Here is a 13478-nt window from a genome sequence, read left to right as displayed (position 1 = left end):
ATCATGAAAATAAAGTTTCTAATTGTTTTAATGTTTTTAGGTAGTTTTTCTTTCGCTCAAGAAAACAACTATAATACTCAAGAAATTGCTGTTAACAAATTAATTGACGGTACGTTACTTATACCTAATACCATCGAGAAACCTAATCTAGTAATTATTATAGCTGGCTCTGGACCTACAGATCGTGATGGAAATCAGAATTTTTTAAAAGGAAACTCTCTTAAAAAACTAGCACAAGGCTTATCTAACAAAAACATTGCAACTTTTCGTTACGATAAACGTATTGTAAAACAAATAAGAAAAGGGAATATAGATAAAAACATGATGTTTGATGATTTTGTAGTAGATGCAAAATCTGTTATCACTTTTTTTAAAGATTCAAAAAAATATAACAAAATATACATTGCAGGACATAGCCAAGGTAGTTTAGTTGGTATGTTAGCAGCAAAAGATAATGCTGATGGTTTTATATCGCTTGCAGGTGCTGGACAGTCTATAGGTAAGGTTATTATTGATCAAGTAGAAAAAACAGCGCCTATATATCTAGAAGATACTAAGCGTGTAATTAAGGTTTTAGAGGAAGGAAAAACGACTACAGACTTTCCTCCTGCTCTAGCCTCTATGTTTAACTTAGATGTACAACCTTTTATTTCTAATTGGATACAATATAATCCACAAGTAGAAATTAAAAAATTAAACATGCCAATACTAATAATAAATGGCACAAAAGATTTGCAGGTATCTGAAGCTGAAGCTAAACTTTTAAAAGATGCAGTACCTAATGCTGAAATAAAAATAATTGATAAAATGAATCACATTCTAGTTCCTATTGAAGGTGGAAATTTAGAAAACTCTAAATCTTACAACGAATCTGCTAGAGCATTATCTCCAGAATTAATTGAAGCTATTATTGCATTTATAAAATAACAGTATTATAAATTTTAAACTAAAAAGGCTCACATAGTTGTGAGCCTTTTTTTTGTTACAACTTATACCAATAGAAAAAGCGTCTTATTAACTAAGACGCTTCTTCATACTAACCAACCAAAAATATGGTAATTACCACTCTTCTTTTAAAGTAACCACACTCTAAAATTGTCGTTGCAGTAATTACTATTTGTATTTCAATTAACGTGCCAATCTTGTTTTATAGTATTGAAATGTTTTAATTTTATGAAATTTTTCACATTTAAAAGTAAAACTGACTATGTAACTAATTTTATGTCTTAATTTATTAATAAACGGAACTTGCTAAAATAGAAAAAGCGTCTTATTAACTAAGACGCTTCTTCATACTAACCAACCAAAAATATGGTAATTACCACTCTTATTTTAAAGTAACCACACTCTAAAATTGTCGTTGCAGTAATTACTATTTGTATTTCAATTAACGTGCCAATCTTATTTTATAGTATTGAAGAGTTTCAATTTTATGAAATTTTTCACATTTAAAAGTAAAACTGACTATGTAAAAAATTTTATGTCTTAATTTATTAATAAACGGAACTTGCTAGAATAGAAGAAGCGTCTTATTAACTAAGACGCTTCTTCATACTAACCAACCAAAAATATGGTAATTACCACTCTTCTTTTAAAGTAACCACACTCTAAAATTGTCGTTGCAGTAATTACTATTTGTATTTCAATTAACGTGCCAATTGTATTTTATAGTATTTATGGCATTCAATTTTATGAAAACTTTCACATTACTACTAAACAATAGAAAAAGCGTCTTATTTACACAAGACGCTTTTTCATACTAACCAACCAAAAATATGATGATTACCTACTCTTAATATAAAGTAACCACTCTTTAAATTAGTTATCATAAGTAATCTCTTTTTGTATAATTCAAATTGTGTGCCAAAGTTTATTTCTTACTTTTTTTTATCCTGTTTATATTTGGTATTTTGCGGTAACTAATTAAACAAAATTATGGATATTACATTACCGTTTAGCAACGATGCTATCGTTTTTGGCTTACTGTTTTTAGCCTTAGGCTTCGTATTTTATACCGAGAATAAAAAAACAGGATTTTGGAAAACTTTTTACAAGTTTGTGCCAGCACTATTAATGTGTTACTTTATCCCTTCACTATTTAGTTTATTTGGTTGGGTAGATCCAGAAACATCTAATGCATATTTTGTTGCAAGTCGTTATTTTTTACCTGCATCTCTTGTTCTATTCACATTAAGTATCGATTTAAAAGCTGTTTTTAATTTAGGTCCTAAAGCATTAATAATGTTTTTAACAGGTACTGTAGGAATAATTATAGGTGGTCCATTAGCAATTTTATTAATCTCTATATTCTCTCCAGAAACTGTTGGAGGAGCAGATTTTGATGCCGTTTGGAGAGGTCTTTCTACTCTAGCTGGAAGTTGGATTGGCGGTGGTGCAAACCAAGCTGCAATGTTAGAAATATACCAATATAACCCTGAAAAATATGGAGGAATGGTAATAGTAGACATTTTTGTAGCCAATGTATGGATGGCTATTTTATTGTTAGGTATCGGGAAAAGAGAAAAGATAGATAAATGGTTAAAAGCAGATAACACAGCAATAGACGCGCTGCAAGCAAAAATGGAAAATTTTGCTAGTAAAACTGTTAGAAATCCAACATTAAACGATTACATGGTAATACTTATGATTGCTTTTACAGCAGTAGGTGTTGCACATTTTGGATCTGAACAAATCACAGCCTTTTTAAAGAATAATTTTGAAGCTGTTAGTGACCCTAAAAGTGCATTATCATCTTTTGGTAGTGGTTTCTTTTGGTTAATCTCAATCTCTACCTTAATTGGTGTTTTACTTTCTTTCACAAAAGCAAAAAAATATGAAGGTGCAGGAGCTAGTAAAATAGGTAGTATTTTTATTTATATTCTAGTAGCAACAATAGGAATGAAAATGGATCTTGGAGGTATTTTAGAAAAGCCAGGACTAATAATGATTGGACTTGTATGGATGACTATACATGCTGGTTTATTAATACTCGTTGCCAAGCTTATTAGAGCTCCATATTTTTTCTTAGCCGTAGGTAGTCAAGCAAATGTTGGTGGTGCAGCTTCTGCTCCAATAGTTGCTGCTGCATTTCACCCATCTTTAGCTACTGTAGGAGCACTTTTAGCTGTCTTTGGCTATGTAGTGGGAACTTATGGTGCTATACTGTGTGCCGAACTAATGAGAATAGCAGCAGTTGGTTAGTATTTAATTAATTTTTATATCATATTTGCCCACTTAAAAAATCAAAAATTACACATGCAAAAATTATTTATTCTATTCAGTTTATGTATTCTATTCTCTTGTGGAAATAATACTTCAGATAAACTAATTGTAAAAGGAAATATTAAAGGCCTAAAAAAAGGGACTGTCTATTTAAAAAAAGCTAATGATACTAGTTTAATAACTGTAGATTCTATGGTTGTTAATGGAAGTTCTAATTTTGAATTACAAAGCGAAATTGATAGTCCTGAAATTTTCTATCTGTATTTAGATAAAAACGACAATGAAGATAATAGAATTATCTTTTTTGCAGACAAAGGTATTACAGAAATTAATACATCGCGAAAGCGTTTTTATTATGATGCTAAAATTAAAGGCTCTAAACAACAAAAAGTATTTGAAGAGTACTTAGATGTAGCTTCAAAATTTAATAACAAGAATTTAGAATTAGTAAAAGAAAGTTTTGATGCCATTAAGCTAAATGACACTGTACTTATTAGTAAAACAGAAAAAGCTCACAAGAACCTTGAAAAGCGTAAATATTTATATACTGTAAACTTTGCTATTAATAATAGAGACAGTGAAGTTGCTCCTTATTTAGCTTTAACAGATTTGTATAATGCAAACATTAAATATTTAGACATGATAAACGATACACTTACCAGTAATGTTAAAGCATCTAACTACGGAAAAGAATTACAACGTTTTATTGATAAAATAAAGAAGGACGAAAAATAGTATCCTTTTTCATAAAAGAAAAAAAGGCTTTTAAATTTAATTTAAAAGCCTTTTTTGGTTTAGATAAGCTAAATCTTTATCCTACTATAATAAACTGCTTATAAAGCCTAAAATTGATGCTTATTAAGTTTAATCGTTTATTATATAAATAGAATTTATCATTCGTTTTGAAACAGACTATTAAAAGAGATACTAACAGATAGAAACTCCTTATTTAATATCTATTTTAATAAAAAAATTAGGATTAAGGATTTACTGTAAAAAGAAAAAACCTTAACTACATTAGTAGTTAAGGTTTAATAAGAGCCGATGGAGGGACTCGAACCCACGACCTGCTGATTACAAATCAGCTGCTCTAGCCAGCTGAGCTACATCGGCCAAACGGTTGCAAATATAATTTTGTATTTGATATCTACAAAGTTTTTTTGAACTTTTTTACAATTTATTTATTCTCTCAATTAATTCAAGACCTTTAGTCTCTAATTCTGAACTAATTGCCTTAAAATGTGCTTTTTTATTTTCTACATCTTTTGCATTAACTCTTGCTATTAAATCATCGAAAACCTTAATTGCATCATCAATAACTGCTTCACTTTGTTTAGTGTCCTTGCTAGAGTTGCTATATTCCCAAACATAAACTGCTTCAATAATGTCCCCTAATACATAATTAAGGTCTTTTTTTAGGTCTCTTTTATTTGCCATAATATTAATTTTATTTAAGCGACAAAAGTAAAGAATTAATTTGGAATAAATGATTGAAAAGAATGAACTGTTTTATATTAAAACAATTTAAATATAAACCTCGAGTAGTTCTGCTGCTTCTGCTTCAATTTTAAAAAATGTAATTGCTGCTGGCATTAAAACTGTTTCTCCTTTTTTTATAGTTTCTGAAAATCCAGAAGCTATAATTGTAGCCTCGCCATCTACACATAGATAGATCATAAAAGAATCGTAAGTATTTTCTTTTTCTAATATCGAACCTTGTAAAGACAAATAGTTTGTAGTAAAATAAGGGCAAGTTAATAACTTGTTTGTTTGGTTCTCTTTTTTAGAATAGTTAATCCTAAAATCGTCTTTCAAATCAAAATTAATAGCATCTATTGCTAAATCATTATGTAAATCTCTAGAATTACCATTAGCATCTACTCTATCCCAATCGTAAACTCTATAAGTTACATCACTAGTTTGTTGTATTTCTGCAACCATTACTCCTGCTCCAATAGCATGTATAAGACCAACATCTATAAAATAAGTGTCTCCGGGTTTTACCTTATCAAAATTTAAAATTTTTGGAAGTGTCTTATTCCTTAAATGATTTAAGTATTTATCGGAAGTCATCTCCTGATTAAATCCAACTATTAAATTAGCATCTTGGTCTGCTTGTAAAACATACCACATTTCTGTTTTCCCAAAAGAATTATGGCGTTTAGCTGCCATTTCATTATTAGGGTGTAACTGGATAGATAAATCTTCCTTTGCGTCTATAAATTTAATTAGTAATGGAAACTTATTGCCAAAAGCTTTATGGTTTTTAATTCCTATTAAGTCTGAAGTATACTCATTTAAAAGTGTCTTAAGCGATTGTCCTTTTAATGCGCCATTAGATACTATAGAAACATCGTTCTCATCAACATCACTAATTTCCCAACTTTCTCCAATTGAATTGCCCTCTGTCTTTTTATTTAAAACAGATTTTAATTTATTTCCTCCCCAAATTTTTTCTTTGAAAATGGGTTGAAACTTAATTGGGTAGAATTTATTTTTAATCATTATTAACCTGAATAGCTTACAAAATTTCTTGGTGTTTCATATAAAGTAACTTCTAACTCTAAATGTGATTCTAGCTTAGCTTTTATTTTTTTATGAATAATAACAACAATGTTTTCTGCAGTAGGATTCAAGTCTTTAAATTCAGCTACATCCAAGTTTAAGTTTTTATGATCGAAAGCATCTTCAACTTCAGATTTAATAATATCTTTTAAATTTTTCATATCTATAACAAAACCCGTTTCTGGGTCTATATCTCCAGTAACACTAGCAATGAGTTCATAATTATGCCCATGATAATTAGCGTTATTACATTTACCAAAAACAGCATTGTTTTTTTCGTTACTCCAGTCTTTTCGATACAGTCTATGTGCTGCATTAAAATGTGCACGCCTATTAACTGTTACTTTCATCTGTTATATTTATGAAATTGTAGAATTTATCAAATATTATCTTAAACCAAGCTGTATATATTTCTGGTTGCTGTTTAATATCCTTTTTCACCATTTCTAAAGGCATCCATTTCCATGCCTCAACTTCTTCTTTATTAATATTAGGAATTTCGTTATAGTTACCAACCATAATGTGATCTAACTCGTGTTCTGTTAAACCATTATCGAAAGGCGCTTTATAAATAAAAGACATTTTCTCTTCTAAAGGTGCTACAAAACCCATTTCTTCTTGTAAACGTCTTGTTCCAGCTTCTAAATTACTTTCTCCATCTCTTTGATGGCTACAACAAGTATTTGTCCACAATCCTGGTGAATGGTATTTACTTAATGCACGTTGCTGAAGCATTAATTCGTTTTTATCATTAAAAATAAAAACAGAGAAAGCGCGATGTAAAATAGCTTTTTCGTGAGCTTCCATTTTAGGCATTAAACCTATTTGCTCATCTTTTTCGTTTACTAAAATTACTTTTTCTTCAGCCATTATATTTATTGAGGAAAACAAATTTACAAAATAGCCTCAATATTATAAGGGTTTTTAGTTTATTTTAATATTGAGAATAAAGCATAAAAAGTGCCATATTTCTATGGCACTTTTTATTATTGACAATCTCAATGGATTATTAATGTTGTAAATATCTAGTTTCTAGTTACAATAAACATACTACGTCTATTTTCTTGATGTTCTTCTTCACTACATTTAACACCATCTGAACATTTATTTGCAAGTTGCGTTTCTCCATATCCTCTTCCTGTAAGGCGATTTGGCGAAATACCTCCTTTTTGTATTATCCAATTTTTAGTAGAAACGTTTCTACGTTGTGATAATGCTTCGTTATATTCATGAGTCGCTCTTGAATCTGTATGCGATTGTACATCAATATTTACTGAAGGATATTGCTTTAAGTAATTTATTACTTTTTGTAATTCTATTTGAGCATCTGGTCTAATGTAAGATTTATCGAAATCAAAATAAATAGGATCTAAATCTAATAACACAAATAAATCTTCACCAATCGCTGCCGGTTCGTCGATAGTTGTTTTTGGAGTTAAATTAAGCTTAAGTGCTAAATCTAATTTAATTTCTGGATCTATAATATAAGTCAACTCTTCAGAATCGTAACCTTCTTTACTGGCAACTGCTTTATAAGTTCCCTTTTTACAATCTGTATTATAGCTAAATGCGCCGTTAACATCAGTTGTAAAACGATATACTTTTTCCTTACTACCATTGTAAATAATAACATTTGCTTCTGGTATTACAATGTTAGTGTTTTTATCTACTACTGTTCCTGCTACTAATTGATTACATATTTCACGTTCAAATTTGTAAATATCATCATCTCCTTTACCATTATATCTGTTAGATGTTAAATAACCAATATTAGTGAATTCATCTATAATAAATTCAAAATCATCACGAGGACTATTAATAGGCTTACCTAAATTTTCGATTTTCTTAATGTCACCATTTAAATTAGCATAGAAAATGTCTAAACCTCCTAAACCTTGATGTCCATTTGAAGAGAAGTATAGTGTTCCATTATTACTAACATAAGGAAAGTTTTCTCTTCCTTCTGTATTTACAACATCTCCAAGATTTGTAGGTTCTCCATAATTACCATCTTCAAAAATATTGACAACAAAAATATCTGACTGTCCTCTAGTTCCTGGCATATCTGATGCAAAATAAAGTTTACTATTGTCTAAACTTAATGCTGGATGTGCTACATTATACTCATCGTTATTAAATGGCATAGAAGTAACATCAGACCATTCACCATCTTCATTTAATGTTGCTTTATATATTTTTAAACCAACTACCTTTTCACTACTCTTTCTTTTCTTACCGTTAATATAATTATTACGTGTAAAATACATTGTTTTTCCATCCTCTGTAAATGTTGTAGAAGATTCATGAAATTTAGTATTTATTTCTTCAGAAAATTTTATTGGATTACTTCCATCGTCTGTTACATAATATAGATCTAAAAAAGGTTGTTCGTTCCACTTATATAATTTACCATCACCTCTTGAAGAAGCAAATACAATTCCATCTTTATAAAACGAAGTTCCAAAATCTGAAAAACGCGAATTAAAATCTAAGTTTTCAATTATAAAGTTACCTGATAATTTATCGATTGTTGTTAAATAATCTGGAGATTCTAAATATTTTATTGCTCTTGAATCATTAGGATTAAGAACGGCAAACTTTTTTAAATACTTGTTTGCATCTTCATATTTACCAGTAGCTTTAAGTGCCATTGCATATCTATAGTAATTCTCGAAATCTATAGCAGTATCTTGGGCTAAAAGTTCTCCATACCATTTTGAAGCCTCTTCCATTTCAACATTAAAATAATAAGCATTAGCTAATTTATTTAATACTTCTGGACTGTTATTTCCCGATTTAACAAGCTTAGAAAGATTTCTAATTACTTCTTTATACTCTAAGCCCTTATACTCTTTATCTACACCTGTATTAACCTTACCATCCTCTTGAGAAAAGGCAGTGTTAAAGGATATCGCAAAAATTGCTAATATTATATATATTCTTTTTTTCATAATTACTAATTTCTAAATTTAGAAGAATCTTGGAGATAATATTTTTTGCTCGTCAAAAATTTCAAATCTTAAAAATACTTCATAAGAACCTTGTTCGAACTGCGTTTTTCCTAAATCTGTTGTTTCTCTATCGTAAGCTAATCCTAACATAAGTCTATCTGTTAATTGATAACCAACTAAAGCACTTACTGCTGCACTCCACCTATAAGCTAAACCTAATGTTAATTTTTCTTTTAATAAAGCATTAACAGTTAAATCTGCTTGTAAGGGTGCTCCTGCAACTCCTTTTAATAATACAGCTGGTTTAAGTTTTAAATCATGATTAATATCGAATACATATCCACCAATAAGGTAAAGGTTAACATTCTCTTTTGCTACAGATAGAGAGGCTTTGTCAAAATGTTTAGTCTCTAATAAATTAGGTACAGACAAACCTACATACCATCTATCTCCTTTTCTATAATAAACACCAGCACCAATGTTTGGTGAAAATTTATTTTCAATATCTGATTGTAATAATTGATCATTTGCATTAAACTGACTTAACTCTGAATAAGCCACATCTAGTAAATGACCTCCAGCTTTTAAACCAAAAGCTAACTTTCCTTCTTCTGAAGTATTAATTGTATATGAGAAATCTATATCAAAATAAGTTTCGTGAGTTGGACCAATATTATCATTAATAATAGATAAACCCAAACCAACCTTTTCATTATCACCAATTGGAGAATGAATATTAAAAGTTTGTGTATCTGGAGCTCCATCTAGACCTACCCATTGTGTTCTATACAATCCTGTCATGCTAATACCTTGTCTAGATCCTGCATAAGCTGGATTTACACTCATTGTATTATACATATACTGTGTGTATTGAGCATCCTGTTGTGCAGTACTCTCTACAGCAAATATAGAACTGATAAGGATTACTAAAATTAATATTCTATTTTTCATTATAAAAGGTATAATTTAATTTTGAAGGCAGAATTGCTCTGCCTTCATTATTTGTTTAATTAACGTTGAATGTATAGGTAACCAGCTTTAGATTTAGCTTCATCTCCTTTTTTGTATTTAACAATATAGAAATATGTTCCAACTGGTAATTGCTCTCCTTGTTTAATTGTTACTCTACCATTAGATTCACCTTTAAAGTATTTACCATTCTGTCCATACCCTTCAGTTTCATAAACTATAACTCCCCATCTGTTGTAAATTTCAACAGTGTTTTCTGGGAATAACTCAATGTTTTTAATAATAAATACATCATTATCATTATCTCCATTTGGTGTTACTGCTTGGAAAACTTCTAAATCGTCTGCAAAACCAGTTGCAGGAAGAACTCCATTATCAGGCTCTAAGTAATCTGGAAGACCATCACCATCACTATCTTGTGCATCTTCTCCAAATCCAATACCATCTCCATTTGGATCTGGATTCTCATGAATAGTTAATATACCATCATTATCATCATCATCATCTAAATAATCTGGTGTACCATCTCCATCTGTATCGTTATCTGTTGGATCGTCGTTTCCTGTTGGATCAACTTCTCCATCAGAGATATCTACATCTGCATAATCTTCATTAATTGTATCAATTCCATCATTATCATCATCGGCATCTAACCAGTTTGGTATTCCATCACCATCTGTATCTCCAAATGGGAATTCAATACCATTTGGAACATTGTCATTGTCACAATCTCCATTAAACCACTCAGTAGACTGAGGAAGTGTTACGCTATCTGCAATGAAACTACAGTTACTTAATGGATCTGTTCCATCATTAACTTCATCTCCATTTGTTACACCATCACCATCGCAATCTGCTGCCAACCAATCTATAGTTGGTGTTACTGAAATATCATCTGCTATAAACATACATGGATCATTAGGATCTGTTGCTTCTTCGCCACCTGGAGGTGTTAATTCATCTCCATTTGTTACACCATCACCATCACAATCTGCTTCTAACCAAGTAGTGTTAGGTGTTACAGTAATATCATCAGTATTAAACTCACATGGATCAGTAGGATCTGTTGGATCCTCTCCATCTGGAGGTGTTAACTCATCTCCGTTTGATACACCATCACCATCGCAATCTGCTGTTAAATCAGATAGGCAATCTGTAATTGTTACAGTACCACTTGGGGCTGTATTTGTTGTGTTACCACTTGTTACTGTTCCATCAACTGTAAATACTTCGTCTCCTTCAACTTCTGTATCAATTGTTATTGGTATAATAACATCTACACTTGTTGCTCCTGCTGGAATAACTACTGTTGTTGTTGTCTCAGTATAATCTGATGTGCCAGCTGTTCCACTTGTTGTTACAATAGAAACTACTGTATCTTCTGAACTTGGTACATCGATGCTTACTGGTACTGTTACTGTGCCGTCTCCTTCATCTACCGTTACATCTCCGATGGTTACTGTTGGTGTCCCATCGTTATCGGTAATCGTTACTGTTCCACTTGGATCGGTGTTACTTGTGTTACCACTAGTTACTGTTCCGTCTACTGTAAACTCTTCATCTGGCTCATCTGTTGCATCCTCTGTAATTGGGATGATAACATCAACACTTGTTGCTCCTGCTGGAATTGTTACCGTTGTTGTTGTCGTTGTGTAATCTGATGTTCCGGCTGTTCCATCTGTTGTTACAATAACAACTACTGTATCTTCTGAACTTGGGATATTTAAGGTTACTGGTACAGTTGCTGTTCCGTCTCCTTCATCTACAACTACATCTCCGATAGTAACTGTTACTGAATCGTTATCTGTAATCGTTACTGTTCCACTTGGATCGGTGTTAGTTGTGTTACCACTGGTTACTGTACCATCAACTGTGAAGTCTTCTGGTGTTTCACTTATAGTATCATCTGTTATTGGTATAATAACATCTACACTTGTTGCTCCTGCTGGAATAACTACTGTTGTTGTTGTCTCAGTATAATCTGATGTGCCAGCTGTTCCACTTGTTGTTACAATAGAAACTACTGTATCTTCTGAACTTGGTACATCGATGCTTACTGGTACTGTTACTGTGCCGTCTCCTTCATCTACCGTTACATCTCCGATGGTTACTGTTGGTGTCCCATCGTTATCGGTAATCGTTACTGTTCCACTTGGATCGGTGTTACTTGTGTTACCACTAGTTACTGTTCCGTCTACTGTAAACTCTTCATCTGGCTCATCTGTTGCATCCTCTGTGATTGGGATGATAACATCAACACTTGTTGCTCCTGCTGGAATTGTTACTGTTGTTGTTGTCTCAGTATAATCTGATGTGCCAGCTGTTCCACTTGTTGTTACAATAGAAACTACGGTATCTTCTGAACTTGGTACATCGATACTTACTGGTACTGTTACTGTGCCGTCTCCTTCATCTACGGTTACATCTCCAATGGTTACTGTTGGTGTACCATCGTTATCCGTAATCGTTACTGTTCCACTTGGATCGGTGTTACTTGTGTTACCACTAGTTACTGTTCCGTCTACTGTGAAATCTTCATCTGGCTCATCTGTTGCATCCTCTGTAATTGGGATGATAACATCAACACTTGTTGCTCCTGCTGGAATTGTTACCGTTGTTGTTGTCGTTGTGTAATCTGATGTTCCGGCTGTTCCATCTGTTGTTACAATAACAACTACTGTATCTTCTGAACTTGGGATATTTAAGGTTACTGGTACAGTTGCTGTTCCGTCTCCTTCATCTACAACTACATCTCCGATAGTAACTGTTACTGAATCGTTATCTGTAATCGTTACTGTTCCACTTGGATCGGTGTTACTTGTGTTACCACTAGTTACTGTTCCGTCTACTGTGAAATCTTCATCTGGCTCATCTGTTGCATCCTCTGTAATTGGGATGATAACATCAACACTTGTTGCTCCTGCTGGAATTGTTACCGTTGTTGTTGTCGTTGTGTAATCTGATGTTCCGGCTGTTCCGTCTGTTGTTACAATAACAACTACTGTATCTTCTGAACTTGGGATATTTAAGGTTACTGGTACAGTTGCTGTTCCGTCTCCTTCATCTACAACTACATCTCCGATAGTAACTGTTACTGAATCGTTATCTGTAATCGTTACTGTTCCACTTGGATCGGTGTTACTTGTGTTACCACTGGTTACTGTTCCATCAACTGTGAAGTCTTCTGTTGGTTCTCCTGTTGTGTCATCTGTAATTGGAATAATTACATCTACACTAGTCTCTCCTGCTGGAATAGTTACTGTTGTTGTTGTAACTGTGTAATCTGATGTGCCTGCTGTTCCTGTTGTTGTTACAATATCAACTATTGTATCTTCTGAACTTGGTGTACTTAAAGTTACTGGCACAGTTGCTGTTCCATCACCTTCATCTACGGTTACATCTTCAATTGTTACATTAACAGAGTCATTATCTGTGATTGTTACTGTTCCTTCTGGATCTGTATTAGTAGTGTTTGTACTTGTTACCGTTCCTTCAACTGTAAAGTCTTCTGGTGACTCACTAATATTATCATCTGTTATTGGAATGATTACATCTACACTAGTCTCTCCTGCTGGAATAGTTACTGTTGTTGTTGTAACTGTGTAATCTGATGTGCCTGCTGTTCCTGTTGTTGTTACAATATCAACTATTGTATCTTCTGAACTTGGTGTACTTAAAGTTACTGGCACAGTTGCTGTTCCATCACCTTCATCTACGGTTACATCTTCAATTGTTACATTAACAGAGTCATTATCTGTGATTGTTACTGTT

The 13478-nt window shown here is 32.1% G+C and carries 10 protein-coding genes and 1 tRNA gene; 3 read left to right on the top strand and 8 right to left on the bottom strand.

The window, feature by feature from the left end; all coding sequences use genetic code 11:
* Positions 1–3 precede the first annotated feature (3 nt).
* The 3 genes from ASC41_RS14785 to ASC41_RS14775 all read left to right on the top strand — a co-directional run bounded on the left by ASC41_RS14785 (position 4) and on the right by ASC41_RS14775 (position 3957).
* On the top strand, positions 4–927 hold the full coding sequence (locus ASC41_RS14785) for an alpha/beta hydrolase (protein ID WP_055437435.1): 924 nt from the start codon (positions 4–6) through the stop codon (positions 925–927).
* A gap of 1008 nt (positions 928–1935) precedes the next feature.
* On the top strand, positions 1936–3201 hold the full coding sequence (locus tag ASC41_RS14780; RefSeq protein WP_055437434.1) for a DUF819 family protein: 1266 nt from the start codon (positions 1936–1938) through the stop codon (positions 3199–3201).
* A 54-nt stretch (positions 3202–3255) separates the two neighbouring features.
* Positions 3256–3957, top strand: a complete 702-nt coding sequence (locus ASC41_RS14775) for a DUF4369 domain-containing protein (protein WP_055437433.1) — start codon at positions 3256–3258, stop codon at positions 3955–3957.
* A gap of 304 nt (positions 3958–4261) precedes the next feature.
* Here ASC41_RS14775 and ASC41_RS14770 read toward each other — a convergent pair.
* The 8 genes from ASC41_RS14770 to ASC41_RS14735 all read right to left on the bottom strand — a co-directional run.
* Positions 4262–4335: transfer RNA gene (locus tag ASC41_RS14770), tRNA-Thr, on the bottom strand.
* Between the two features lie 57 nt (positions 4336–4392).
* Positions 4393–4659 carry a hypothetical protein gene (locus ASC41_RS14765; protein ID WP_055437432.1) on the bottom strand — a complete coding sequence of 89 codons (267 nt, stop codon included), beginning with the start codon at positions 4657–4659 and terminating at the stop codon, positions 4393–4395.
* Positions 4660–4746: 87 nt separating this feature from the next.
* Positions 4747–5727 carry a type I phosphomannose isomerase catalytic subunit gene (locus ASC41_RS14760; RefSeq protein ID WP_055437431.1) on the bottom strand — a complete coding sequence of 327 codons (981 nt, stop codon included), beginning with the start codon at positions 5725–5727 and terminating at the stop codon, positions 4747–4749.
* Positions 5728–5729: 2 nt separating this feature from the next.
* Positions 5730–6137 carry a 6-pyruvoyl trahydropterin synthase family protein gene (locus ASC41_RS14755; protein WP_055437430.1) on the bottom strand — a complete coding sequence of 136 codons (408 nt, stop codon included), beginning with the start codon at positions 6135–6137 and terminating at the stop codon, positions 5730–5732.
* Complete coding sequence (gene idi, locus ASC41_RS14750; protein ID WP_055437429.1) at positions 6121–6657, bottom strand: isopentenyl-diphosphate Delta-isomerase; 537 nt, start codon at positions 6655–6657, stop codon at positions 6121–6123. The genes ASC41_RS14755 and idi overlap by 17 nt, the downstream gene beginning before the upstream one ends.
* 155 nt (positions 6658–6812) lie before the next feature.
* Positions 6813–8738, bottom strand: a complete 1926-nt coding sequence (locus tag ASC41_RS14745; protein ID WP_055437428.1) for an OmpA family protein — start codon at positions 8736–8738, stop codon at positions 6813–6815.
* 18 nt (positions 8739–8756) lie between these two features.
* Entirely contained in the window at positions 8757–9689 is a 933-nt protein-coding gene (locus tag ASC41_RS14740) for a PorP/SprF family type IX secretion system membrane protein (RefSeq protein WP_055437427.1), read from the bottom strand.
* Positions 9690–9748: 59 nt separating this feature from the next.
* Positions 9749–13478: Calx-beta domain-containing protein (locus ASC41_RS14735; RefSeq protein ID WP_152971482.1), on the bottom strand; the 3730-nt coding region annotated here is incomplete at its 5' end.

The sequence above is a fragment of the Lacinutrix algicola genome (assembly GCF_001418085.1).
GTDB lineage: Bacteria > Bacteroidota > Bacteroidia > Flavobacteriales > Flavobacteriaceae > Lacinutrix > Lacinutrix algicola.
Note: the sequence above shows the minus strand (reverse complement) of the source record. Positions and strands in the feature narration are given on the sequence as shown.

Coding starts and splice junctions, on each gene's coding strand:
- idi (WP_055437429.1), bottom strand. CDS start 6,657: ATGGCTGAAGAAAAAGTAATTTTAGTAAACGAAAAAGATGAGCAAATA.
- ASC41_RS14755 (WP_055437430.1), bottom strand. CDS start 6,137: ATGAAAGTAACAGTTAATAGGCGTGCACATTTTAATGCAGCACATAGA.
- ASC41_RS14780 (WP_055437434.1), top strand. CDS start 1,936: ATGGATATTACATTACCGTTTAGCAACGATGCTATCGTTTTTGGCTTA.
- ASC41_RS14740 (WP_055437427.1), bottom strand. CDS start 9,689: ATGAAAAATAGAATATTAATTTTAGTAATCCTTATCAGTTCTATATTT.
- ASC41_RS14760 (WP_055437431.1), bottom strand. CDS start 5,727: ATGATTAAAAATAAATTCTACCCAATTAAGTTTCAACCCATTTTCAAA.
- ASC41_RS14785 (WP_055437435.1), top strand. CDS start 4: ATGAAAATAAAGTTTCTAATTGTTTTAATGTTTTTAGGTAGTTTTTCT.
- ASC41_RS14765 (WP_055437432.1), bottom strand. CDS start 4,659: ATGGCAAATAAAAGAGACCTAAAAAAAGACCTTAATTATGTATTAGGG.
- ASC41_RS14775 (WP_055437433.1), top strand. CDS start 3,256: ATGCAAAAATTATTTATTCTATTCAGTTTATGTATTCTATTCTCTTGT.
- ASC41_RS14745 (WP_055437428.1), bottom strand. CDS start 8,738: ATGAAAAAAAGAATATATATAATATTAGCAATTTTTGCGATATCCTTT.